Origin of the sequence: Shewanella sp. 10B (assembly GCF_023475885.1) — a bacterium.
Classification (GTDB): Bacteria; Pseudomonadota; Gammaproteobacteria; order Enterobacterales; family Shewanellaceae; genus Shewanella; species Shewanella mangrovisoli.
Genome location: NZ_JAMDJO010000007.1, coordinates 22,179 through 45,312, shown reverse-complemented (window position 1 = coordinate 45,312; position 23,134 = coordinate 22,179). Strand labels below are relative to the sequence as shown.

The window sequence follows — 23,134 nt, the reverse complement described above, 5'->3', positions numbered from 1 at the left end:
ATTACTGGAATCACTAATCTTTAGTGACCACCCAGAGGGCGTGTAATAAACCGGGAAGCCAGAAAAATAAACACAGCACAATGTTAATTAATAGGTCTTTGCCTGCGCCCGCCTTTAAAAATACCGCAACGGGTGGCAAGAGAATCGCAATAATAACTAAAAGTAATTTGTTGGTATCCATAACGAGCTTGCTCCTATACAAGGAAAATCATCACACTGCTAACTTCGCAGGAAGACTCAGGATTTGCAAATATTTTATCCCGCAACACACGCATTCAATACTGACAATGCGCAACAAAACTAATCCTTAGAAGGCCAGTCGAGTGAGTCTGGCTCACGCCACGCAACCAATGCAGCACTTACCGTCTCCTCTGCAAATGCCTCACCCTGCTCGGGCATATCAAGATACGCATAATCCTGCCAGTGACCATCCTCATGTTGATAGCGAAAATGCAGACAATAGGCGTGCAGATAACAGCGGTCGGCGACATCCGAGCCATAGAGGGCATCACCTAAAATCGGCACCCCAAGGCTAGCAAGCGCAACCCGTAACTGATGGGTTTTCCCCGAGTGGGGTTTGAGTAAATAAAGCCTAAGCCCTTCGCCAACACTGGTGGAGAAGAATTGGGTTATCGCGGGATTTTCTTTGGTTCTAAGCAGTTTAAACATGCTGCGACGGGATTTGGCCATATCGCCAATCACCCAGCCTTGCTTCTTTTTCGGCTTGCCTTTAGCGAGCGCAAGATAGTATTTCTGCACTCTATGGGCGCTAAAAAGCTCAGTCAACTGCCGAGCCGCCGCCGGATGTTTGGCTAACAGTAACAGCCCTGAGGTGGGCGTATCGAGCCGATGCACGGCAAAGAGTTTTATCCCTAAATCCTGCTCCAGCTGCGCAACGACACCCGCGGTGCCATCTTGGCTGTGAAAATGCACATTCGCCGATTTAGAAATAACAAGAAAATCAGCCTCATCGGCTATGATTCGGTACATGGGGTTCTCAACAGTGTCACGCGGATATTGGCCTAAAACTGAATGGTCACTACTAGGCCGGGATGATTATCCGAAAGAGTAATTTGCGCATTGTGCCGCGACATAATCGCTTTGACCATAGATAATCCTAAACCCGTGCCCTGTAAATGGCGGCTTGGGTCGAGACGCACTAGACGCTCAAACACCCTTTCCTTGCTGTCATCGGGGATCCCTGGGCCGTTATCGCAAATCTTAATTTGGGCGCCAGATTGAATAATATCGATACGAGCGCCTTGGCCTGAGTACTTCATCGCATTGTCGACTAAGTTATATAAGGCTTGGAACAACAAGTACTTGTCACCATAAATCTTATGATCCGATAGGAGCGACAGACTCAAGGTTTGCTCATTCGACTCGGCGACCGCGTCGGCCATGTCCAACAAATCGGTACATAGCTGCGCCAAACTCAGCTCCTGCAAATCTAAGGTTTGCTGCCCTTCCTCGATGCGTGTCAGCGAGAGCATGGCATCGAAGGTCGCAAGACAGTGGTCGAGCTCTTCGGTCAAAATCGCGCAACCTTCGCTGATTTCATCGGGGGATTTGGCCGCCAACTCCTCAAGACCAATGCGAATATGCGATAGAGGCGTGCGCAAGTCGTGGGCAATATTATCTGTCACCCCGCGCACCGCCATCAGGTTATTCTCAAGAATATCCAGCACGTTATTAAACTGCAGCGCCAGCATATCGAACTCGTCCTGACGCCAACTGAGCGGCAGACGGGTGTCGTAATGCCCCCGCTCAATTTGCTCACTCAAGCGGTTGTACTGTACTAAGCGGCGCAAAATCGCCTTAGAAAACAAATAGCCCAGCGCTAAGGTTAACACTATGGTCAACATCACGGCCGTGGCCGCCGCACTGATAAATTTATCGATCAAGGTGGCTAAGTTATCGGTACGGGTGGCGATGAGCACAGGGCCATAGCGGGTCATCACTAGACCGCCGGTGAGGATATGCAGCTTATCAGGGCCGCCAGTTAAAATCGGGAAATCCCGGGTTTGCGGCAGCATGGGCATGCCTTCAGGCATAAAGCTTAAGGCTCCAACCATGTCATAACTGTTGCGCCAGGCGATGAGCGCCGTCTGCGGATCGGCGGCACGAATTTGTGCCGCAAAACTACGACGGTCGACAGTAAGAGCAAGCTGTTGATAGCGTTGGGTTTCTGACTCGAGATACTGAGTCACTTGGTACTGCTGTTCGATAATCAGTTGTCGATAAAGGGCAAACAGCAAAGCGCCTATGATCACAGTCACTAAGGTCGAGAAGATAATAGTGATGCGCCAGGCGCTGCTTTGGTAAGGCTTAATGCCTTTGGCGTAAGCGATAACCCGCTCCCCTTACGGTTTCAATCAATTCACCGTGGCCTAACTCTTCAAACTTGCGGCGTAACTTAGCGATATGCACGTCGATCACATTAGTACGGGGATCGAAGTGATAATCCCATACTGCTTCGAATAATAGCGTGCGGCTAATCACCTGATTGGCGTGTTCCATCAGATACTTAAGCAGTTGGAATTCTTTGGGTTGCAGCATTAAATCATGGCCATCTAAGGTCACGTTGCGGGTAAGTAACTCCATTTTTAAGCCGCCGACTACCAAATCTGTGGTAATAGGGACAGATTGGCCCCGTTGCATCAACTTTTCGGCACGCACGAGCAGCTCCGAAAAAGCAAAGGGCTTAGTCATATAATCATCACCGCCCGCACGCAGGCCTTTCACCCTTTCATCCACATGGGCCAGCGCCGACAGGATAAGCACTGGGGTTTGATTGCCTGTGGCTCTGAGGGCGGCCAGCAGTTTCAAACCATCGAGTTGGGGCAACATGCGATCGAGAATCAAGAGGTCGTACTGACCACTGGTGGCTTGCAGCAGGCCTTGATGGCCATCGCTGGCGGTCTCAATATTATGCCCCTGCTCAAGAAATCCTTTAACGATGTAGTCGATCGTTGTCGCATCATCTTCAACTAAAAGTATTTTCATCTGTATGCTGCGCTCCCCAGTCTTCACTTAGCGGTGATGCTCAGTGCTAATCCCACTTAAGTAAAGGTAGTTGCCGTAAATTTTCAATATCGAATGCCAATTTATACTTACCAGTATCATCCAGCAACTTTAACTCTAAGTAGCTGATACCTAAGTCATGATCTAACTTCGCGTCGGTCAAAAAGGCCTTATGGTCCTTAGTCGCCATCGCGATAATGCCGGAGAAGGTTTGATGCTTAGTGCTGATAAGGCGTGCGGCTTCCACTTCGCCAACATCGTCGGCGGTGACTTTACCCGCTTTTTGTTTCAATAACTTACCATCTCGCGCCCGATATTCGAAACGGGTAATCGCATTCGCCAGCGGATTAATCAACTCAAATTGGTAGACCAACTCACCTTCCTGCATTTCCATTTCAAACTCGGCAATCACGCCAGGAAAATCCTTCTCAATTTGCTGCATCACGCTTAACGGCGGCAGATATTCACCGCTCGAAAGCATCGAATACATGCTCTGGGCTGCGGTGGCAATCCCAGATACCAACATGAATCCTAGCAACCATAGTCTCATGGCTCCTCCATAAAAATCGGCTAAGTTTGTATCTTATGAGACAATCAGTTAGATGTCGATGGCGTGCCAAAGCTACCATAATCTCTCTCACTGTTTGTCCATGACGGCGCCTAGTTCATCACCCATATGGATTGCTCAATCCGATTGATTCAGGCTCGGCCAACACTGACGAATGTATTCAGTTTACCTAATACCTACTGAAACACCGATGGAAACAAGATTAAGCTTTGATCATCTAGGGATTTAACGGCAACGCAGCTTCGCAAATCAAGCTGAGTTATTCGTTAATGGAGAATAGATTTCGCGAAATGCGGGAAAAAACTTAGCTACTCTAAAATATGAATTTGCTCAGATTTAAGTGCAACAGTGGTTTGCATCCCCTTGGTTAAGCCAAGCTTCTGCGCAAGGTGAAGTGACACTTCCGTATTAAGTTGCAGCTCAGTCCCAGTGGCATAACAGACCACCCGTACCGACTCACCCATCACCAGCAAGGAGTCGATGGTAACATCTAACTTATTAAAACTGCGGCATAAACGCCCATTGGTGATAGAGTTAAATCGAATGCCTTGATTTGGGATCACCCAACGTACTTTACTGCCCACGCTGCGGTCTTTGCCAAAATCACTGGCGATCAGCTGCTCACCAAATTTGAGCCAAGTGATGTCCTTAGTACGGTCTTGAAACACCACTTCGCCATCGAAAATGTTTCTTAAACCCATCTGCCGCGCAACAGCCTCGTTACGTGGTCGCGATAACACCTCAAATGGCGCGCCCTGCTGCAACATCTGACCTTGGCTAATCAAGATCATCGAATCGGCCAGCAGCAGTGCTTCGTTTAAATCGTGGGTCACCATAATCACAGGGCAAAGCAGTTGCTCTTTTAGGCGAGCAAGCTCGAGGTATAAACGCTCGCGGGTTTCTCTGTCCACCGCCGAAAACGGCTCATCGAGTAACAACACCGACGGCTCACGGGCAAGGGCACGGGCAAGCGCAACCCGTTGCCGCTGACCGCCAGAGAGGTGCATAGGCAGTCTATCGGGTAAACCATGCAGATTGACCCGCTCTAACCAGTCCTTCGCCCTAGCAACACGCTCCGATTTGGGAATATGGTCAAGCCCTGCAACCACGTTCTCGAGCGCGGTGAGATTAGGAAAAAGCCCAAAATGCTGTGGCATGTAGCCGATATGGCGCTGCTGCGGCGTGAGTGCGGTGCGGCTTTTATTGTCGAACCATGGCGTTTCACCAAACACAATGCTGCCCGTATCGGGATGATTCAGTCCTGCGATCATCCGCAGTAACGTTGTCTTACCGCCACCCGAAGGCCCGACGACGGCCAGCACCTCCCCCGCCTTACAGCTAAATTCGGCGCTCAGTTTAATATGCTTATGGTTTTGGATCTGGCAATGCAGATCAGCGATGATTTGCGCCACGCTGACCTCCTAAACGCCGCGATAAACTGGTGGTGAGGGCCAATGCGGTAATTGCAAATAACAGCAATACCAGAGACATAGTACCTGCTGCGCCAAAATCGAAGGCCTGAACACTGTCGTAGATGGAAATCGAGATAGTCTTGGTCTCGCCGGCAATATTCCCGCCCATCATCAACACTACCCCAAACTCACCGAGTACATGGGAGAAACACAGCACTAAGGCAGTCAACACCCCAGGCCATACCATAGGCAATTCAATTTTCAGCAGAATTTTAAGTTTGCTCATGCCGCAACAGGCTGCAGCATCGCGCACATCATGGGGAACCGCCTCAAAGGCGCGTTGTATCGGTTGCAACGCAAAGGGAATATTCACCAGCACGGACGCCAGCACTAACCCCGAGAAATGAAACACTAGTTGCTGCCCGGTTAGGCGCTCTAACCATTGCCCTAACCAGCTTTGGCTGCCCAGCCCCACCAGCAAGTAATAGCCAATCACAGTTGGCGGTAAGACTAAGGGCACCATGATGAAGGCCTCAACCCAAGACTTACCCACAAACTGACGATAAGCTAAGGCTCGCCCCGCCAGAATCGCCAGCGGGATCAACACCAATACCGTGATGCTACTGAGCTTGACCGATAACCAGAGTGCCTGCCAATCCATGTCTGGCCTTACAGAGTGGGTAGACCAAATCCGTATTGCAGGAATACGGCTCTGGCGGCATCAGATTGAAGATATTGGTAAAAACGCTCTGCGGTTGCTCCCGCTTTTGGCATCAACGCCATACGTTGATTGAGTGGACCATGCAATGCTTCGGGCAAGGCAATCGCCTGGCCTAAGGCCTTAAACTGTGGCGCTAAGGCAAGGGATAACGGAATAATACCGCCTTGAGTAGAGCCACTCACGGCAAATTGCGCCGCTTGGGAGGCATTTTCGCCAAGGATTAATTTAGTTTGTAGGCCGTCCCACAAACCTAATTTTTGTAAAAGTTCACGGGCGCGCTCCCCATAGGGCGCATGTTCAGGGTTGGCAATTGCAAAGCGCTCTAGCTTGCCCGCGGCGAGCAAACTTTTTACGCCATTCAACTCGGCATCTAAGGTTAAGGGGGACTTGTTTGGAGCCACTAAGGCTAGGCGACCGACCGCGTATAGCACCCCAGCATCGCGAGTAAAGCCCGCTTTTTGCAGCTCATGGATATAACGCTCATCGGCGCTGAGCAAGAGTTCAAACGGCGCACCATGTTGAATTTGCGCCACAAAATTACCCGACGAGCCATAGGAGACTCGCACCTTAAGCCCGGTTTCGGCGCTGAAGTTTTTAACAATATCATCTAGGGCAAACTTGATATTGGCGGCGGCCGCAATCGCAGGCACAGTCTCGGCGCGGCTAACGGCTGGCACCAAGGCGACACAGCACGACAAGCCCAGAGCAAATACTAGGCTCCAGATTTTGCCTAACCCTGTCACACTGTGCATAAACTCACCCTCACTCTCGCCTACTACTGACTCAGTCTTACGCTAGTCTTTGTGTTGCCACAATTGCGCCGCTTGTTCATCGGCGTCCTTGGCCTCGACCCAATTCTGACCCTTGTCCCCCACTTCTAATTTCCAGAAAGGGGCTTTGGTTTTCAAAAAGTCGATTAAGAATTCGCAGGCCGCGAAGGCCGCCTTGCGATGAGCACTGGTGACGCCGATAAACACAATTTGCTCACCCAAAGCCATAGTACCTACACGGTGGATAACAGTGACTTTATTGAGCGGCCAACGCTCACGCGCTTCGGCCACAATTTGCTCGAGCACACGCTCCGTCATGCCGGGATAGTGTTCTAAGGTCAGGTCGGTCACCACTGAGCCGTCGTTAAAATCGCGCACCTTGCCCACAAAAGTGACAACGGCGCCATCGCTATTGTCTTGGGCTAATTGGTGATACTCATCGGCCACATTAAAATCGACGGTTTGCACCCGCACATTTGGCAGTAAACGCATATCAACCTCCGGTCACAGGCGGGAAGAAGGCGACTTCATCACCATCGCTCACGCGGGTGTCCCACTGGCTGATGGTTTGATTCACCGCCACCAGTAATTTATCTGAGGCTAACACTTTGGCCCATTTATCGTCGGTGGCCGCGAGTGTTGCGCGCAGTCCTTCTGCGGTTTGTGTCTGCTCGCTCGCTTCAACACTCAGTTGGGCAGTCCCTAAAAGCTCACGAACTTGGGCAAAAAACAACACGTTAATCATATTTTTATCTCGCTTTACGTTATTCAGCTTTAAAGTGTCCCGACTTGCCGCCGCGTTTTTCGAGCAGGCGCACCTGTGAAATCACCATGTCTTTCTGCACGGCTTTACACATGTCGTAAATAGTCAGCGCTGCAACAGAGGCCGCCGTGAGCGCCTCCATTTCGACACCGGTTTTGCCGGATAATTTACACAGGCTAGCGATGCGTACGCGATTGTGCTCAGGCTGAGCCTCGAGCTCGACTTCGACCTTGGTAAGCATTAATGGATGACACAACGGAATTAAATCTGAAGTCTTTTTCGCCGCTTGGATCCCCGCGATACGCGCGGTGGCAAACACATCGCCCTTATGGTGACTGCCGCTCATGATCATCTCGAGTGTCGTGCTCGCCATCTCGATAAAGGCTTCGGCGCGGGCCTCGCGCTCGGTCACGGCTTTCTCGGTCACATCGACCATATGGGCATTGCCGTCGGCGTTAATATGGGTAAATACATTGCTCATTGAAGCGATCCTTTAAACTGATGCCAAATTCAAGCATAGGGAAGTTAAGCGCCATCGCGAAATCTAACTTAATGAAAGATAACGCGATAAGCAGACTAAGACCTAAGTTAGATTAACCGCCAATCGAGGCCAGATGTTGCGTCACGCCAGTAATGCCCTGATGCAGATAATGGGTTTCCTTCTTCTGCGCCAGTTGACCGTGTAACCGCTCGATTAATTCCGCTTGCTGACTCGGGTGTTGCAGTAGATCACGCAAATCGATGCCAGACTCGGTAAAGAGGCATAAGTGCAACTTACCCTTGGCCGAGACCCGCAAGCGATTACAGCTCGCGCAGAAGTTAGTGGCGTAGGGCATGATCAAGCCGATACGGCCCTTAAAGTCACTGTGGCTGAAGTTTTGCGCTGGGCCATCGTCGGCACGGGGCGTATCTAATTGCCAGCCCTCAGCTTGCAGCTGCGCTTTAATATCGGCACCCGCCAAATGGTGAGCTTGGAAATACTCGCGGCCAAGGCCCGTTTCCATCAGCTCAATAAAACGCAGATCGATGGGCGTGTGCTTAATCCAATTCAAAAAACGCGGTAAATCTTTATCGTTCATCCCCTTGAGCAATACCGCATTGACCTTCACGCGCTCAAAACCCGCGGATAAGGCGGCATCGATACCACGCATTACCTCGTCGAACTTATTCTCGCCGGTGATCTGGTAAAACATCTTAGGATCTAAGCTGTCTACCGACACATTGATACGGCGTAGCCCTGCGTCGAACCACTCTTGGGCATGCTTCTCGAGCCTATACCCATTAGTGGTAGTGGCTACGGTATGAATACGAGGATTGTCGGCAACCACTCGAATGATATCGGTAAAATCTTTACGCAGCGTGGGTTCACCGCCAGTGATACGGATTTTTTGAGTGCCAACCTGGCTAAATGCGGACACAAGGTTTTCTATCTCACTGAGAGATAAAAACTGTTGTCTGCCATTCGGATGATAACCATCCGGGAGGCAATAACTGCATTTGAAGTTACAAACGTCAGTGACCGACATTCGTAAGTAATGAAATTTACGACCAAAATTGTCTTGCAATTGAGACATGATCACCTTTCCAAGTGTGGGAGGCGAGTGCATTTCTTTACTCACCCCAGTGGCCTTATTACCACGGCTACACCCCCATATCTGTCGACTTAGGTAGGCAAGCTCGGAGAACCGTCATTCGTGATTATAAGCCGAAAGTACTGCCTAGCTATACCCCTAAACAGGTATTTCTTGATCCGCTTCAAGTGAGCGTGAACAATCTGTGACAGTGCTCACCCAAAGATTTGTCATTCTTTAGGCTAAACAGCCCGCTTAGCCCCTGTGCCCTGCGATGATTTTGAGGTAAGGTGGACATCAGCAATAAAACGCCCGTTTACAAACAAACTACAACACCCGGTAAAAATCGGGGATATGCGAAGGAAGAGGTGAACTGATGGAACGCGAATCAATGGAATTCGATGTTGTTATCGTCGGCGCAGGCCCAGCTGGCTTGGCCACTGCGTGCCGATTGATGCAGATATCACAGAGTTCAGGTAAAGAGATTACCGTCTGCGTGGTTGAAAAAGGCTCCGAAGTGGGCGCGCACATTCTATCTGGCGCCGTATTCGAACCACGTGTGTTAGATGAACTATTCAGCGACTGGCGCGATTCAGGCGCTCCTGTCACCACCGCCGTGACCCACGATGAAATCTATCTACTCAACTCCGCCACCGACAGCAAGTTGATGCCCAATGCGTTTGTGCCTAAAACCATGCACAACGAAGGCAACTATATTGTCAGCGTGGGTAACCTCTGCCGTTGGCTCGCGACCCGCGCCGAAGCGCTCGGCGTAGAAATCTTCCCAGGCTTTGCCGCCAGCGAACTACTCTTCAATGAAGATAACAGCGTGAAGGGTATCCTGATTGGCGATATGGGCGTCGGTGCCGATGGCCAGCCGAAAGACAGCTTTATGCCCGGCATGGAACTACACGCCAAATATACCGTGTTCTCAGAAGGTTGCCGTGGTCACTTAGGCAAACAGCTGATCGCGAAATACCACTTAGATAATGGCAAGACACCACAGCATTACGGTCTAGGCTTTAAAGAAATCTGGAAAGTTCCCGCCGAACAACACGAGCAAGGTAAAGTGGTGCACACAGGTGGTTGGCCACTAACCGATGGCGCATCGGGTGGCGGCTTCCTTTACCATATGGAAGACAACCAAATTGCCGTGGGTCTGATTATCGACCTCAACTACAAGAATCCCCATTTAAGCCCGTTCGATGAGTTCCAACGTTATAAGACTCACCCAGTTATCGCCAAATACTTAACCGGCGGCGAGCGTTTGACCTATGGTGCTCGCGCAATCACTAAGGGCGGCCTGAACTCACTGCCGAAGATGAGTTTCCCCGGCGGTCTGTTGATTGGTTGCGATGCGGGAACCTTAAACTTTGCCAAGATCAAAGGCACACACACCGCCATGAAGAGCGGTATTGTCGCGGCAGAAACCTTAGCCAAAGCGATGCTGGCCGAGGTCGAAGGCGGTAAAGATCTGGATTGTTTCCAAACCCATCTGGAAGAAAGCTGGTTACACGAAGAGTTGTATAAGTCGCGCAACTTTGGCCCAGCAATGCACAAGTTTGGTACTTTCCTCGGCGGCGCATTTAACTACATAGATCAAAACTGGTTCGGCGGTAAGTTCCCCATCACTCTGCGTGATGAACACCCAGACTACGCACAAATGGCCCCAGTCAGTGCCTACAACAAGATTGATTATCCCAAACCCGATGGCAAACTCAGCTTCGATAAGCTCTCTTCAGTCTACCTGTCGAGCACTTATCATGAGGAAGACCAGCCTTGTCATCTGCGCTTAAAAGACAACAGCATCCCGCTTGGCATAAACCTGACGCAATTTAACGAACCCGCCCAGCGTTACTGCCCTGCTGGCGTGTACGAAATCGTTGAAGAAGCAGGCCAGCCTAAGTTTGTGATCAATGCGCAAAACTGCATCCACTGCAAAACCTGCGACATTAAAGATCCGAGCCAAAACATTACTTGGGTGACGCCCGAGGGCGGCGGTGGTCCAAACTACCCAAATATGTAACTCAACCGGAATAAGGCGCTCATCGAGCGCCTTATTTTTGCTTGCCTTCACGCCACACTTTGGTCACAATTGCGCCATAAAAATCACATGCTCCAAATCAGCAACTCATTTCCATCTATACTCTACATAACAAGATCTACCGCAAGAGCAACAGGTTAGGCCCAATAAATGTCTTGTACGCTGTTTTATTCGGCATTCGACCTAAACAGAGGTTAACTTTTAACATTTCTGTCCGATACTTGTTATTGGCTAGAAAACGTCGACCGATATTTCTAAACGTCTAACACAGGCATATTGATATTTATGATATTGAATAACCTTACTATTAAGCAGAAAATCCTGCTGACAGTGACATTTGCTGTGCTGCTGTCGACCATACTCGTGGGCGTCCTCAGCCAACGTAGTGCAAAAAGCGTGGTACAGCAGCGTATGCTCGGGTCGGAAATGCCCAGCCTAATGATGCAGATCCGCAACAAGATTGAGCTAGATATTTCGAGCTTAATGAATGCCGCCGAACAACTCGCCAGCAGCCGTATGTTGCTGCAATGGCTCGAAAACGGTCGTCCACAGGAGCAAGAGCCGCAAGTCGTTGCCCAGCTGAAGGATATCACCCGCCAATATCATTTGGCTCAAGCCTCCTACGCCGATAGACAAACCGCCGCCTACTACACCCAGGATGGTTTTTTACGTGTACTCACCCCAGCGCAGGATGGTTGGTTTTTTGGTTATCGCGACAGCGGCCAAGAGCGAATGCTTAACGTCTTTACCGAAGCCAATGGTGAGGTAAAACTCTTTATTAACTACCAGCAACCGAATGGTCGTGGACTCGTTGGCCTCGCGAAATCCCTCGATGATATGGTGCGCCTACTGGGCTCCTTTAAGATTGAAGAAACAGGCTTTGTTTACTTAGTCGATGCCAAAGGCGAGATAAAACTGCATCCCGACGCCAGCCAAATTGGCAAGAGTAGCCTCAAGAGCTTGTACTCAGGCGCGAATATCAGCTCATTACTTAATCGTAATGATTTCAACCTGATCGATACTCAAATCCAAGGTGAAAACACCTTCGTAGCCAGCAGCTATATTCCCTCCATGGATTGGTATCTCGTGGCACAAGTGCCCGAAGCCGAAGTGTTCGCCCTGCTGACGGATGCCGCCTACCAGATCTTAATTTGGACCTTAATCATTGCCGCGGGCTTTATCATGCTGGCGATTGTGGTGGCAGGTTCAGTAAGCCGCCCTATCGCACAAGTCGCGGCAATGTTCCGTGATATCGGCGAAGGTGAAGGCGATTTACGTCAGCGCCTCCCCGTTAAAGGTGAAGATGAGATTGCCCAACTGGCGCAAGGGTTTAATAGCTTTATCAGCAAAATCCAAGACTCTGTGATTGAAGTTGCGCAGACCAGCGAACAACTCGGCTTCTCGGCGAAGGATGTGTCGAATCAGGCACAGCAAACCCTTGAAGACAGCCATGAGCAAAAAGATCGCACTATGATGGTTGTGACCGCCATCAATGAGATGGGCGCAACGGTAAATGAAATCGCCAGCAATGCCGCCCAAGCAGCTGTTGCGGCCAAGGATGCCGATACTGAATCCAATAGCGGCCAAGTGGTGGTGACCCGTGCCCGGGATACCATCAATCAACTCTCCCAAGATGTGGAACAAGTTGGTGAAGTGATTGAATCCCTTGCCACTCATACCAAGTCTATCGGCGGCATTCTCGATGTGATCCGCGCGATTTCGGAGCAAACCAACCTGTTAGCCCTCAACGCTGCGATTGAAGCTGCCCGTGCCGGTGAAGCAGGACGAGGCTTTGCCGTGGTAGCCGATGAAGTCCGTAATCTGGCATCGCGCACCGCCGCATCGACCAACGAAGTCCAAGGTATGATCGACAAGTTGCAATCCGAGGCCAGCCGAGCAGTGAATGCCATGGCCCAAAGCCGTGCGCGCTCCCACGAAGGGGTGGCCGCCGTCGATGAGGCGAGCCAATCTCTGGTAGGCATTAGTGACCGTATTGGCCTGATCAGCGATATGAACATTCAAGTAGCCGCTGCGACGGAAGAGCAATCGACCGTGGTGGAAGATATCAACCGCAACGTGACCGAAATTAACGAGATCACCCAGCGCACCGCCAGCACGGCACAGGCTGCGGCACAGGCGAGCTTAGCGCTAAACCAACTCGCCCATCGCTTAGACACCTTAGTAGCGAAGTTTAAGGTGTAAGCCTTGGTAGGTTAAAACCAAACAAAAACGCCTTAGCGAATTCTCCCTAAGGCGTTTTTTATTACTCAGCGTAAAAAGCGATTAGTTATCGGAAAGGAACTTAATCGTCAGCGGATAACGATACACTTGCCCTTCACTCGCCTTAATGATCCCCAGGATAGTGCAAACTAAGTCGAGAATGCCGAGGATGATCAAAAAGATAAACCCAATGCCCACAAAGGCTAACAGCCCGCTGATAATCACATAGATCAACAGGCTTAATTTAAAGTTCAAGCAACTACGGCCGCATTGGTCGACAAAAGCCGACTCTTCACGCTTCATCAACCACATAATCAGCGGTCCGAGAATCGAGCCTAATGGCACTAAATAACCGATTAAACTGGAGGCATACACCAGTAAGCCAAAATCTCTTTCACTCTTAGTCACTGACTCTATCATTACACTTTCCCTGTATTATCGTTTGAAAAATAAAGTTTATTTACCTTTTGGCCCATACAAGCGCATCTGCCAATCTTCGACTTGTTGTGTCGCTAAGCGCCGCTGCAGGCTATTCACCCAGCTTTGTGCCAACCCTTCACAGGAGGCGAGTCTATCATAGGCTTTGGCATCGTATTCAGGTGAAAAGTACAACGCCATGGCTTCGGCGACACTGATATCGGTTTTACGCTCGACTAATTCTATCCTGTCGTTTAGCTGAATCACGCCTGGGGTTAATACTCTGTAAAACCAACCGCATAGCTGACTCTGCTGCATGGCGAGGGCGAAGTCTCTATGGCCAAATTGCAGGTTCAATTTAAAGCAAGGTGAGCGCGGCTGAGTCACCTGCACTGTGACGGCACCGATTTGCAGGATATCTCCGATATTGACCTCGGTTTCATTCAAACCAACCGTGCTGATGTTTTCCCCCATGCTCGGCGCATCTTCGAGTTGGGTGATTAAATCCCAGCGACGGTACTGACCATAATGCTCGCGGGGAAAATGATGCAGCACTCGGTCGAGGCCGCCATGGTGCTTAGGATCGGCCTGCGCATCGCCTTCGACACGGTCGACATTCACTCGCAATTGCTGCGCCGATTGTTTACCGTCGATACCAGTAGAAACACCGTCAATCTCTTGCAGAACCGCCCCTAAATACAAACCCGATAATCTATTTACCAACAAGGTCGACATTTGTTACTCCTACATCATCGCTATCCGTCACCTACCTCTGCCCGAACTGCTCAGTCACTCAAACGCGGCAGTGAGCCCAAACAATCTCCTTGGCAGATTCGGCCATCATAGCAGCATACTACTGATTGAGAACTACTTGATTGCGCCCCGCTTCTTTCGCCTGATACAGGGCGAGATCCGCTCGCTTAATCAAATCTTCCGCAGGCTCGAGTTTTTGGTATTCGGCAACTCCAATACTCACAGTAATAGCAATGTGCACGCCATTCACTTTAAGCTCCCGTTGGGAGATTAAATCGCGAAATTGTTCTGCCAGTTCAGCAGCCTGACTTAAATCCTGCTCTGGCACTAATATCAAGAATTCTTCACCGCCCCAACGACACAACACATCCTGGGTTTTTAGTTGACTTCTTAATAGGTTAGCCACAGTTTTTAATACTAAGTCACCAATGCTATGACCATAGCTATCGTTTACTTTTTTAAAGTGGTCGATATCGACGAGCAGAATGGAAATCGGCGCTTGGGATAGCTTGGCCTTCTCTAATGCCTGATGGAAATACTCTTCAAACACTTGGCGATTAGCGGCACCAGTGAGTTTATCGGTTGAAGCCATGACCTCAAGTTTGCGCTGATAACGACCTAGGGTCATGTTTGAAATCAGTAAAATCCCAATCGTCACCAGTAAACTTAAGGCTAAGTTACCCCAAAAGGTATTGAGCAGCTCTTGCTCCTGCGGCGCATCCTCCTGCTCTACAATAAGATACCATTTAAATTCAGGCACTAAGCGGCTGTTCAAGTAGGCGGTTTTACCGTTGCGTTGGTAGCTAAAGGCCGCACTTGGACTGGTTAAAATCCGCGTAGCGAGTTGCTCAAGCCCTGCGCTGGTTTGCAGCGAATCGGCACCATCATACTCATCGCCATGGAGCGTGACACGACCTTGTCTATCGGTGAAGAACACCCGGCGGTTGTAGCGTTTCTGATAGAGTTCAATCAATGCCTTGACCTTCTCAACCGCAAGGCCAACGCCAGTAACACCAATAAACTTACCTTCAAAATCGAACACTGTATAGTTCACAAATACCGTTGTCTTAGTGCGATCTGCGGTGTCTGAATCGATATTGATTTCGTAATGCTCTGACTCAGGTAAAGAACGTACTCGAAAATACCAGGCATCGTTTGGGTCGATATCTTGGATTTTCTTCAATATGCCCGTCGAATGGTAATAGTTGCGACTCTGCTCAGAGACAAAAAAGCTGGTGACTGTATCGTATTTTTCTTGGATTTCTTTGAGGTAACGGACCAGTTTTTCGGGTTCTTGCTCGTGATTCAACATCCAGTCACGCACAAAGGTATCCTGCGCCATCAGCGAGGAAATAAAGATGGGGCGCAGCAGATCCTGTTGAATTTCTGAATAAATATTGTCGCTGGTTAGAGGTAAAGTATTGCTCTCAATCTGCTGACTCAAGGAGTCGTGGGCCACTTTATAACTAATGCCACTGGTGACTAAAAAGGCCACCAGCAACAGCACTGACAGTAGCCAAATAAACTTCTTTTTATCATTCCAAACGTGATTGCCCATTTCCAACTCCAACAACGGCAGGCTTATTATTTTATTTCAACGAGATGCGTTGCCTGAATGTTAACGTAATCCCTTGCCGACCGCACAATATTTCCACAATATGAACGTTCGGTAACGGAATAACATTATTCGAGCTAAAAAAATGCCCCGTTGGGGAAACGGGGCAAACATGCGAACCAACAAAATGGGAGAAAAGCACAAGAAAACGTTAAGGGACAAGAGCTATTCGTCACTGAGCACACTCTATCAAGCCCAGATGACAGAAAGATGACTCCCTTTTATGCCCTGCTATTTATCTCCCAACTTATGCTTCTAAATACTGCTTCAATGCATCGCCAGGGATAGAACTGTCGGTGGCCACGGCAAATGCCGCCCAAGTCGCACCTTCGGCCATGGCTTGGGTAATGGTTTTTCCCGCGCATAATCCATGGATAAGCCCTGCGGCATAGGCATCTCCCGCCCCAGTGGTATCGACAACCTCAGCAGGCACAGCCGGGACATGCTGCACATCATCTCGGGTATACACCTTAGCGCCGCGCACACCATCGGTGACGACAAAATAGCGTAATGATTCTCCGCCAATGCTCACGCCATAATCCCACGAGGCGACATCACAGCGCCCATGCATATCACTCACGGACGCTAGCAACACGTGGCAAGGGCGCGGTCTGTCATCCTTCGCTAGCTGCGCGATCACAAGGCAGTGATCAAGTGCGGTTTTCGCCCAACTAACCGTGCCCTCAGCCGAAGTATTAAAATACAGTGCATCCCAGTGTTGCCATTTAGGCGGCACCGATAACTCAAAAATAGGCCGCTGCGGACGAATGATGGTGCGCTCACCATCGGGCGTCATCACTAATAACATTTCACAGGTATTTCCCGCGCGGCGCTGCACTAAACGACAATCTAGCCCTTGAGTACTCGCCTCAGCGATAACCCAGTCGCCCATTTCATCCCGCCCGACTTGGCTCACGAGGGCAACCCTATGGCCCGCCCATACCAGTCCAAGCCCAGTATTGGCGCCACCACCGCCGAGCCTTTGTCCGCCATCTTGATAATGAAAGCGACCGCCTGTTTTCAGCGGCTTATCAAGGATCAACACTCGGTCACAGTTAAGATTGGCCACCAGCAAAATATTTGCCATGACAGGACTCCATAATGAAAAAACGGACCGCGCTAACTCTCGGCGAAGACTCGGTTAAAAGAGCCCTCAATCTAGACCAAAACCTCAGGTGACACAATCGCAGCTATCAAGGTGTTGAACCCCATCACGGCAGCCAATAGCAGTTTTTGCTGTAAGACTTTATCCATATTTGAATTCAGCGAGACAACCCACCCGGCACCTTAAACGCTAAATGCAATCACACAATATTTTGATAAATAATAAAAATATTCTTCAATGTGTGATTTTTAGACATTTATTCATAAAAGTGTCATCAAATGCCATTCCACACTAGATTAGAAAAAGGTTAAGCTGGTGCTTCAAGGATGAAAAACTGAAGGAATTTGTATGCTAATGGAATGGCTACATAGGGACATTGATGGTGAAGAACAACTCCGCCGCTATCGCGAATGCTTAGAGGAATTTAACGAGTTGGAATTTCATGATGCGTATGTCGCGAAGATTCAACACGAATATCAGTTACTGCAAGTGTTGTTTGAGGAGCAGTCGGTTCAACATTATGAGCCTAACTGCTCCGAAAAGTAGGATTGACGTTAATCGACCATCTTAAAGGGTGAAAGCGAGGTAAACTTTACATCCAGCTGCCAATCTTGGATCACCATCTCCGAAGGTTGCCAGCTGTCATCAACCCATTCGTAAATCAGGCCAGGATCTTCCTCCGCATTGACTAGCAAGCGACGGCCATCCTTTAACACAACCGTATAATCAAGCCCTTGAGCATCAACACTTTCAATATCCCCCAATACTTTGTGATGAATGCTTGAAATTGTGCCTGTCGCTTTCACTGCGTCAGTTTCTTTCGCGCCGCTGTAAAATCTCAGTGCCTCATTGGTAGCGGGTTTATGAAATACAAACTCTTCAGTCACGCCCACAACGATCGACGGATCAAGCTCATACCAAGCGGGTATCCATAATGCGTTCATTGCCATCCCGTTATATCCTGCATAATAATTTTACGGACGAGAACATTCTGCCTTAACCTTGGCAGATAAAATACTGGTCAGGGATAAAATAATTTTAACCTTCTGCAGACAATTCCCCTCAGGCTGTAACCCGCATAACTGCAATAAAAATAACGCCGCTAAGGTCATATGCTGTACTTCGAGTTAATGATTGGAGCCATGCTGACTTTCTGTTAGCTTGAAAAAAACAGCTCAATAACTGCCACATTTTGTTGATAGAGTGATCCAATAAACCCGCGTCACGTATTGAGCCTGACCCCATAGCCACCACTATGGCACCAGCTTGCCCTATGGAGAAATCGAATATGCCAGTTTTGCAAACACTCAAACTTACGGGTGAGAATGAGGCGCTGAAACGTCAAGAGCTTAAACAATACTTCAATCAAACCTGGGCACTCTATGAATCCCTCTTCGAACTGATAAGGCACGACGATGCTTATTACGTCAAAGCCGAACCACTGCGCCATCCGCTAATTTTTTACTTTGGCCATACCGCCACTTTCTATATCAATAAACTCAAGCTGGGTAAGTATCTCGATGAACGAGTGAATGATCACTTTGAATCTATGTTTGCCATCGGTGTGGATGAAATGTCTTGGGATGACCTCGACGAAACCCACTATCAATGGCCCAGTGTCGCTGAGGTAAAAACGTATCGGGATCACGTCAAACAGGTCGTCAATCAACTGATTGATAGCATGCCAATCACTCTGCCGGTCAGCCAAGACTGCCCCGCTTGGGTCATCTTGATGGGCATAGAACACGAGCGCATTCACCTAGAGACCTCTTCCGCCATTATTCGCCAGCTTCCATTAGAGGACGTGTGTGCCAATGCTCAGTGGCCAGAGTGTCAGGATGTTGGCAGCGCCGAGCCAAATCAACTACTTGCCGTGGCGGGTAAAAAAATCACCTTAGGTAAAAAAGAGCAAGACAACACCTATGGCTGGGATAACGAATACGGTAACAAGAGCTTTAAAGTCGCCGACTTTAAAGCCTCAAAGTACTTAGTGAGTAATGAAGAATACCTAGCCTTTGTCGAAGCGGGGGGCTATCAAACCCAAGACTATTGGAATGAGGAAGGCCAAGCTTGGCTGGCGTATACCCAAGCTCAAATGCCACGCTTTTGGCGCCGCCGCGATGATAAATGGTGGCAACGTAACCTCACCAGCGAAATCCCTTTGCCGCTCAATTGGCCCGTCGAAGTCAATCAACTCGAAGCTAAGGCCTTTTGTAATTGGAAGGCGCGCCAAAGTCAGAGCAATATTCGCCTGCTCACCGAGGCAGAATGGTATATCTTGCGGGAAAATGTGCCGAGCGATGCCCCCGATTGGCATGAAGTCCCAGGCAATATCTCGCTGGCTTACTACGCCTCTTCCTGTCCGATAAACCGCTTTAAACACAATGATTTTTATGACATTGTCGGCAATGTCTGGCAATGGACCGAAACCGCTATCGACGGTTTTAATGGTTTTGCCGTACATCCGCTCTACGATGATTTTTCGACGCCAACCTTCGATGGCAAGCACAATCTGATTAAAGGTGGTTCGTGGATTTCAACGGGCAATGAAGCTATTGCAGCCTCACGCTATGCCTTTAGGCGTCACTTTTATCAACATGCCGGATTCCGTTACGTCGAGTCGTTGCAAAATCCAGAACAGATGGCCGAGGTCAATGTGTACGAAACCGATGAACTGATTTCCCAGTATTTAGAATTCCACTATGGCGCCGAGTACTTTGGTGTACCGAATTTTTGCGTCAACGGGGTGCAACAGGCACTCAACGAGATCCAACTCGAGCACACCACCAAGGCCTTAGATATAGGTTGTTCAGTCGGACGCGCCAGTTTTGAGTTAGCCAAAATGTTTGAGCATGTGGATGGTATCGACTTTTCGGCGCGCTTTATCCAGCAGGCTTACGCCCTGACCGAACAAGGCGAAAAACGCTACACCATTCGCACCGAGGGAGACTTACAGGAATTCAAGAGCGCCAGCCTTGCTAAACTGGGATACCTTGGCGAAGCTAAAAAAGTCAATTTTATCCAAGGGGATGCCTGCAATCTCAAGCCAATCTACACAGGATACGATTTGGTCTACGCCTCAAATCTAATCGACAGATTGAACGACCCGCAACACTTCCTCACCAATATTGGGCAACGCATCAATCAAGGGGGATATCTGGTTATCGCCTCACCCTATACTTGGCTCGAAGACTACACGCCAAAGGAGAAATGGCTTGGGGGGATTAAAGTCAAAGGAGAAAACTTCACAACTTTAGATGGGTTAACCGAAACCTTGATAGGCCAATTTGAACTGGTCGCAGTGAAAGAAATCCCCTTCGTTATTCGCGAAACCAAGCGTAAATTCCAGCATTCGATTTCAGAGATGACGATCTGGCGTAAGCGTTAGTTTTGCAAGATTAATAGCGACCCTAAAGAAAAATCCGCCAGATAATCCTTTCTGGCGGATGCATAACAAACGGCGCAGCAATAACAGTCATCCAGTTGCAAGAACGGCGAATGCTCGGCATTGCTTACTCATGCCTAGCACAGCGTCCTAGACCTTAAACTGAGCCGTTGTTAAACCAAGTTGATTCGCTAGCCCTAACAGGCTGCGGGTGCTGGCGGCCACTTGGCTGATGGCTGCGCTATTTTCCTCTGCCGCCGCACTGAGCCCTGCAATGCCCTGAGCAATCGTCGACGACACTGTGGTTTGTTCCTCCGCAGCCGTTGCCGTTTGGATCATTAAGGCTTTGAGTGTATCGAGCCGCTTGGCAATATCATCCACCGCCGCTTGCATGCCTTCGGCATCCTCTGCGGTTTTAGACGCCTCAGATGAACAAGTCACACTATGCTGCGCCAACACAGCCGATTGCTGCTGAATGCCTTGTAATACCTTTCCAATATCCTGCGTCGCCTCCTGTACCTTCACGGCGAGTTGCCGCACTTCATCGGCGACTACAGCAAAGCCACGGCCATGCTCGCCCGCTCGGGCAGCTTCAATCGCCGCATTGAGGGCTAATAGATTGGTCTGCTCGGCAATCGCATTAATCACATCCAGAACACTGCCGATCTTCTGGCTATCGGCCTCAAGATTACCGACCTGCTGATGAATGGCGGCGAAACTTGCTAGCGTCACCTGTAAACTTTGGCGGGTACTCGCCAGATTCTGCGAGAGAATGCCACTCGATTGAGTACAGGAAGAAACCTCATCGGAAGATTTCATGGTATTAGTGCTGATCTCTGCGGCGGCATAACTCATTTCCTCCACGGCCGTGGCTAACATATCGGTTTCTCTGGCCTGCATCTGAATACTGCTGTCGGCTTGGCTCATTGCCGCCGAGTTTTGCTCTGCGGCGGATTCTAACTCATGGCCCATCCCCACCAATTGGCCAATAATTTCCTTTAATTTGGTCTGCATCCTCGCGAGCCAGCTCATTAAATGATTATCGGCATGGACGTGGGAGAGACTATGGGTTAAGTCCCCGGAGGCGATAAGGCTAGTCAAATGGCACATATCCTCGGGCTCACCGCCCAGAGGTTTAAGCACAAAGCTAGTGACTAGTTTTGCCGCCGCAATCGCCAGCACTATCGATAGCCCGCACACCACGAGTCCGATATACATCATATGGTAGGCAGGCGCGGCGATTTCACTCACATCAATCTCGGCCATTAAGCCCCACTTAAGTCCCATCTCAATGACAGGCGAGTAGGCCGATAGCACTAAATTATGATTGTAATCATATATCTGCATAACTCCCTCTTGCCCAGCTAACGCAGCCTTTACCGCCAAGGTATCAACCCCATTCTGGGCAATTGTGCCCGCAAAAGAGGCTGATACAGTGCGATTTTGAGGATCTAAAAAGGAGTCAGAACGCATTCGATTGTCGGGACCAATCAGATAGGTTTCACCCGAGTCCCCCATCCCTTCACGGATTTGCATCACACGGTTAATTCGCTCGATAGACACCTGCGCCGCCACCACAATGCGCTGTCCATGGTACTGAATACTTTGACCAATAAAGGCGGCCGCTTGTCCATTCGATGGTGCATAGGCGGAGAAATCCTGTAAAAACACGGTATCCGAAGTTGCAGAGGCCTTATCGAAGAGTTGAGCCAGCCCTGAAGTTCGGTAAGGGCCGGTACGCAGATTAGTGCCATAATCAGGCTCTTTCGCCACTGTGTAAAAAACCGAACCGTCATCGGAGATGATAAAAAGATCATAAAAACCCAACAGTTTGTTGAGGGATTTGAGTGTTGAATCTAAATCGCTCAGGGTTTCTAGATTCGGCTGGCTGGCGATCACCGCACTAACGGACTGTAAGTTATCGGAGAAGTCTTGGAACATGCCATTGATCTGTCGCTGCTTAATTTCCCGCACAGCCACTAAACGTGACTGAGCCTCGGCAAAGAGTTCATTTTTAGCAAGATAGGTGACGATCGCCGTCGCAAGTACAAGCGGCAAGAGGACAATCAGTAAACTGATCAATTGAATTTTACGCGTAAATCCCATGGAGACACTCCTTGTCGCACTCAAGATTCCATAATTGCAGGCAAAACAACTACCGTTAAAACTATAGGTGAAGATTGAAACCTCGACCAAGTGAGGCCATTTTTTTATTCAGTACGCAACTCCCTAATAGAGTAGACATTAACCTTACTCAGACGCTTTTATGCAAACCATCCCAAAACGTGTACTGCTCGATGAAGCAGAGCCGATAACTGGTTTATGAAATTAACGATGAAAATTTTCACATTGACGACAGCATAAAAATCACATTGAATTGAATACAAATTCAAATCACACACTTTGGGAGCGTAAAATGGAGTTAATCGAGCAAGTCTCAGTCGCGAAAAAAGCCAATATTTACTTTGAGGGTAAAGTTGCCAGCCGCAGCGTATTCTTCAGCGATGGCAGCAAAAAGACCTTAGGTGTGGTTCTCCCTGGAGAATATGAGTTTTCCACCTCTCAGGGTGAAATAATGCAGGTTACCAGTGGCAGTTTCGAGGTATTACTGCCCAATAGCACAACCTGGCAAACCTTTAGCGAAGGCAGCCAATTCGAACTTGCAGCCAATGTCAGTTTCAAAATCCGTAACAATGCAATAGCCGAGTATTGCTGCAGTTACCTGTAACCCCTTACCGAGGAATACTTAACCAGCTTAGGCATTCC

At 49.2% G+C, this 23,134-nt stretch carries 23 protein-coding genes and 1 riboswitch; of the genes, 5 read left to right on the top strand and 18 right to left on the bottom strand.

What is annotated here, in order from left to right; translation table 11 throughout:
- Positions 1-13: 13 nt before the first annotated feature.
- From M0415_RS18000 to moaA, 12 genes are all read right to left on the bottom strand, one after another.
- Complete coding sequence (locus M0415_RS18000) at positions 14-181, bottom strand: YqaE/Pmp3 family membrane protein (RefSeq protein WP_011621091.1); 168 nt, start codon at positions 179-181, stop codon at positions 14-16.
- Positions 182-300: 119 nt separating this feature from the next.
- Positions 301-990, bottom strand: a complete 690-nt coding sequence (locus M0415_RS17995) for a TIGR01621 family pseudouridine synthase (RefSeq protein ID WP_249553090.1) — start codon at positions 988-990, stop codon at positions 301-303.
- Positions 991-1,022: 32 nt separating this feature from the next.
- On the bottom strand, positions 1,023-2,279 hold the full coding sequence (locus M0415_RS17990; RefSeq protein ID WP_086903949.1) for a sensor histidine kinase: 1,257 nt from the start codon (positions 2,277-2,279) through the stop codon (positions 1,023-1,025).
- Positions 2,280-2,328: 49 nt separating this feature from the next.
- Positions 2,329-3,006: a response regulator transcription factor gene (locus tag M0415_RS17985; protein ID WP_011621087.1), complete on the bottom strand. Its 678-nt coding sequence runs from the start codon at positions 3,004-3,006 to the stop codon at positions 2,329-2,331.
- A gap of 46 nt (positions 3,007-3,052) precedes the next feature.
- Positions 3,053-3,574 carry a hypothetical protein gene (locus tag M0415_RS17980; protein ID WP_011715517.1) on the bottom strand — a complete coding sequence of 174 codons (522 nt, stop codon included), beginning with the start codon at positions 3,572-3,574 and terminating at the stop codon, positions 3,053-3,055.
- A gap of 326 nt (positions 3,575-3,900) precedes the next feature.
- Positions 3,901-5,004, bottom strand: a complete 1,104-nt coding sequence (locus tag M0415_RS17975) for an ABC transporter ATP-binding protein (RefSeq protein WP_249553088.1) — start codon at positions 5,002-5,004, stop codon at positions 3,901-3,903.
- A complete protein-coding gene (gene modB, locus M0415_RS17970) occupies positions 4,985-5,665 on the bottom strand; it encodes a molybdate ABC transporter permease subunit (RefSeq protein WP_011715515.1) in 681 nt (226 codons plus the stop codon). Before modB ends, M0415_RS17975 begins: the two co-directional genes overlap by 20 nt.
- A gap of 8 nt (positions 5,666-5,673) precedes the next feature.
- A complete protein-coding gene (gene modA / locus M0415_RS17965; protein WP_249553086.1) occupies positions 5,674-6,477 on the bottom strand; it encodes a molybdate ABC transporter substrate-binding protein in 804 nt (267 codons plus the stop codon).
- A gap of 42 nt (positions 6,478-6,519) precedes the next feature.
- The gene (gene moaE / locus M0415_RS17960) at positions 6,520-6,987 is read right to left on the bottom strand and encodes a molybdopterin synthase catalytic subunit MoaE (RefSeq protein WP_249553084.1); all 468 of its coding nucleotides are present in this window, start codon (positions 6,985-6,987) and stop codon (positions 6,520-6,522) included.
- Position 6,988: 1 nt separating this feature from the next.
- Positions 6,989-7,240, bottom strand: coding sequence for a molybdopterin synthase sulfur carrier subunit (gene moaD, locus M0415_RS17955; RefSeq protein WP_011621081.1), 252 nt, complete (start codon positions 7,238-7,240; stop codon positions 6,989-6,991).
- A gap of 19 nt (positions 7,241-7,259) precedes the next feature.
- Positions 7,260-7,739, bottom strand: coding sequence for a cyclic pyranopterin monophosphate synthase MoaC (gene moaC / locus M0415_RS17950; protein ID WP_220054424.1), 480 nt, complete (start codon positions 7,737-7,739; stop codon positions 7,260-7,262).
- A 112-nt stretch (positions 7,740-7,851) separates the two neighbouring features.
- On the bottom strand, positions 7,852-8,832 hold the full coding sequence (gene moaA, locus M0415_RS17945; RefSeq protein ID WP_249553082.1) for a GTP 3',8-cyclase MoaA: 981 nt from the start codon (positions 8,830-8,832) through the stop codon (positions 7,852-7,854).
- Positions 8,820-8,953, bottom strand: a riboswitch (molybdenum cofactor riboswitch). Its footprint overlaps the gene before it by 13 nt.
- Before the next feature lie 252 nt (positions 8,954-9,205).
- Between moaA and M0415_RS17940 the strand changes: the two genes are divergently transcribed.
- Both M0415_RS17940 and M0415_RS17935 read left to right on the top strand, forming a co-directional pair.
- Positions 9,206-10,855 carry an electron transfer flavoprotein-ubiquinone oxidoreductase gene (locus M0415_RS17940; protein WP_249553080.1) on the top strand — a complete coding sequence of 550 codons (1,650 nt, stop codon included), beginning with the start codon at positions 9,206-9,208 and terminating at the stop codon, positions 10,853-10,855.
- Between the two features lie 303 nt (positions 10,856-11,158).
- Positions 11,159-13,075: a methyl-accepting chemotaxis protein gene (locus M0415_RS17935; protein WP_086903941.1), complete on the top strand. Its 1,917-nt coding sequence runs from the start codon at positions 11,159-11,161 to the stop codon at positions 13,073-13,075.
- Between the two features lie 81 nt (positions 13,076-13,156).
- Here the strand turns inward: M0415_RS17935 and M0415_RS17930 are convergent, their stop codons facing one another.
- From M0415_RS17930 to M0415_RS17915, 4 genes are all read right to left on the bottom strand, one after another.
- Complete coding sequence (locus tag M0415_RS17930) at positions 13,157-13,513, bottom strand: DUF4870 domain-containing protein (RefSeq protein ID WP_011621077.1); 357 nt, start codon at positions 13,511-13,513, stop codon at positions 13,157-13,159.
- Between the two features lie 36 nt (positions 13,514-13,549).
- Positions 13,550-14,245 (bottom strand): MOSC domain-containing protein, encoded by a 696-nt coding sequence (locus M0415_RS17925; protein ID WP_249553078.1) that lies wholly within the window; start codon positions 14,243-14,245, stop codon positions 13,550-13,552.
- Between the two features lie 118 nt (positions 14,246-14,363).
- The gene (locus M0415_RS17920) at positions 14,364-15,821 is read right to left on the bottom strand and encodes a sensor domain-containing diguanylate cyclase (RefSeq protein WP_249553076.1); all 1,458 of its coding nucleotides are present in this window, start codon (positions 15,819-15,821) and stop codon (positions 14,364-14,366) included.
- A gap of 304 nt (positions 15,822-16,125) precedes the next feature.
- Positions 16,126-16,965, bottom strand: a complete 840-nt coding sequence (locus tag M0415_RS17915; RefSeq protein WP_088212559.1) for a PfkB family carbohydrate kinase — start codon at positions 16,963-16,965, stop codon at positions 16,126-16,128.
- A 366-nt stretch (positions 16,966-17,331) separates the two neighbouring features.
- Between M0415_RS17915 and M0415_RS17910 the strand changes: the two genes are divergently transcribed.
- Entirely contained in the window at positions 17,332-17,529 is a 198-nt protein-coding gene (locus M0415_RS17910; RefSeq protein ID WP_220054420.1) for a hypothetical protein, read from the top strand.
- Positions 17,530-17,537: 8 nt separating this feature from the next.
- On the opposite strand, the gene M0415_RS17905 is transcribed toward M0415_RS17910, so the two are convergent.
- Positions 17,538-17,933 (bottom strand): hypothetical protein, encoded by a 396-nt coding sequence (locus M0415_RS17905; protein WP_220054419.1) that lies wholly within the window; start codon positions 17,931-17,933, stop codon positions 17,538-17,540.
- Between the two features lie 338 nt (positions 17,934-18,271).
- Between M0415_RS17905 and ovoA the strand changes: the two genes are divergently transcribed.
- Positions 18,272-20,371, top strand: coding sequence for a 5-histidylcysteine sulfoxide synthase (gene ovoA / locus M0415_RS17900; protein ID WP_220054418.1), 2,100 nt, complete (start codon positions 18,272-18,274; stop codon positions 20,369-20,371).
- A 147-nt stretch (positions 20,372-20,518) separates the two neighbouring features.
- Here the strand turns inward: ovoA and M0415_RS17895 are convergent, their stop codons facing one another.
- Positions 20,519-22,474: a methyl-accepting chemotaxis protein gene (locus M0415_RS17895; protein ID WP_249553074.1), complete on the bottom strand. Its 1,956-nt coding sequence runs from the start codon at positions 22,472-22,474 to the stop codon at positions 20,519-20,521.
- Between the two features lie 310 nt (positions 22,475-22,784).
- On the opposite strand from M0415_RS17895, the gene ppnP reads away from it, so the two are divergent.
- Positions 22,785-23,096, top strand: a complete 312-nt coding sequence (ppnP, locus tag M0415_RS17890; RefSeq protein WP_011715502.1) for a pyrimidine/purine nucleoside phosphorylase — start codon at positions 22,785-22,787, stop codon at positions 23,094-23,096.
- Positions 23,097-23,134 lie beyond the last annotated feature (38 nt).

Excerpts from the sequence above, each read along its gene's own strand:
- M0415_RS18000 (WP_011621091.1), bottom strand. The coding sequence starts at position 181 with ATGGATACCAACAAATTACTTTTAGTTATTATTGCGATTCTCTTGCCA.
- M0415_RS17995 (WP_249553090.1), bottom strand. The coding sequence starts at position 990 with ATGTACCGAATCATAGCCGATGAGGCTGATTTTCTTGTTATTTCTAAA.
- M0415_RS17985 (WP_011621087.1), bottom strand. The coding sequence starts at position 3,006 with ATGAAAATACTTTTAGTTGAAGATGATGCGACAACGATCGACTACATC.
- M0415_RS17980 (WP_011715517.1), bottom strand. The coding sequence starts at position 3,574 with ATGAGACTATGGTTGCTAGGATTCATGTTGGTATCTGGGATTGCCACC.
- modB (WP_011715515.1), bottom strand. The coding sequence starts at position 5,665 with ATGGATTGGCAGGCACTCTGGTTATCGGTCAAGCTCAGTAGCATCACG.
- modA (WP_249553086.1), bottom strand. The coding sequence starts at position 6,477 with ATGCACAGTGTGACAGGGTTAGGCAAAATCTGGAGCCTAGTATTTGCT.
- moaE (WP_249553084.1), bottom strand. The coding sequence starts at position 6,987 with ATGCGTTTACTGCCAAATGTGCGGGTGCAAACCGTCGATTTTAATGTG.
- moaD (WP_011621081.1), bottom strand. The coding sequence starts at position 7,240 with ATGATTAACGTGTTGTTTTTTGCCCAAGTTCGTGAGCTTTTAGGGACT.
- moaC (WP_220054424.1), bottom strand. The coding sequence starts at position 7,739 with ATGAGCAATGTATTTACCCATATTAACGCCGACGGCAATGCCCATATG.
- moaA (WP_249553082.1), bottom strand. The coding sequence starts at position 8,832 with ATGTCTCAATTGCAAGACAATTTTGGTCGTAAATTTCATTACTTACGA.
- M0415_RS17940 (WP_249553080.1), top strand. The coding sequence starts at position 9,206 with ATGGAACGCGAATCAATGGAATTCGATGTTGTTATCGTCGGCGCAGGC.
- M0415_RS17935 (WP_086903941.1), top strand. The coding sequence starts at position 11,159 with ATGATATTGAATAACCTTACTATTAAGCAGAAAATCCTGCTGACAGTG.
- M0415_RS17930 (WP_011621077.1), bottom strand. The coding sequence starts at position 13,513 with ATGATAGAGTCAGTGACTAAGAGTGAAAGAGATTTTGGCTTACTGGTG.
- M0415_RS17925 (WP_249553078.1), bottom strand. The coding sequence starts at position 14,245 with ATGTCGACCTTGTTGGTAAATAGATTATCGGGTTTGTATTTAGGGGCG.
- M0415_RS17920 (WP_249553076.1), bottom strand. The coding sequence starts at position 15,821 with ATGGGCAATCACGTTTGGAATGATAAAAAGAAGTTTATTTGGCTACTG.
- M0415_RS17915 (WP_088212559.1), bottom strand. The coding sequence starts at position 16,965 with ATGGCAAATATTTTGCTGGTGGCCAATCTTAACTGTGACCGAGTGTTG.
- M0415_RS17910 (WP_220054420.1), top strand. The coding sequence starts at position 17,332 with ATGCTAATGGAATGGCTACATAGGGACATTGATGGTGAAGAACAACTC.
- M0415_RS17905 (WP_220054419.1), bottom strand. The coding sequence starts at position 17,933 with ATGGCAATGAACGCATTATGGATACCCGCTTGGTATGAGCTTGATCCG.
- ovoA (WP_220054418.1), top strand. The coding sequence starts at position 18,272 with ATGCCAGTTTTGCAAACACTCAAACTTACGGGTGAGAATGAGGCGCTG.
- M0415_RS17895 (WP_249553074.1), bottom strand. The coding sequence starts at position 22,474 with ATGGGATTTACGCGTAAAATTCAATTGATCAGTTTACTGATTGTCCTC.
- ppnP (WP_011715502.1), top strand. The coding sequence starts at position 22,785 with ATGGAGTTAATCGAGCAAGTCTCAGTCGCGAAAAAAGCCAATATTTAC.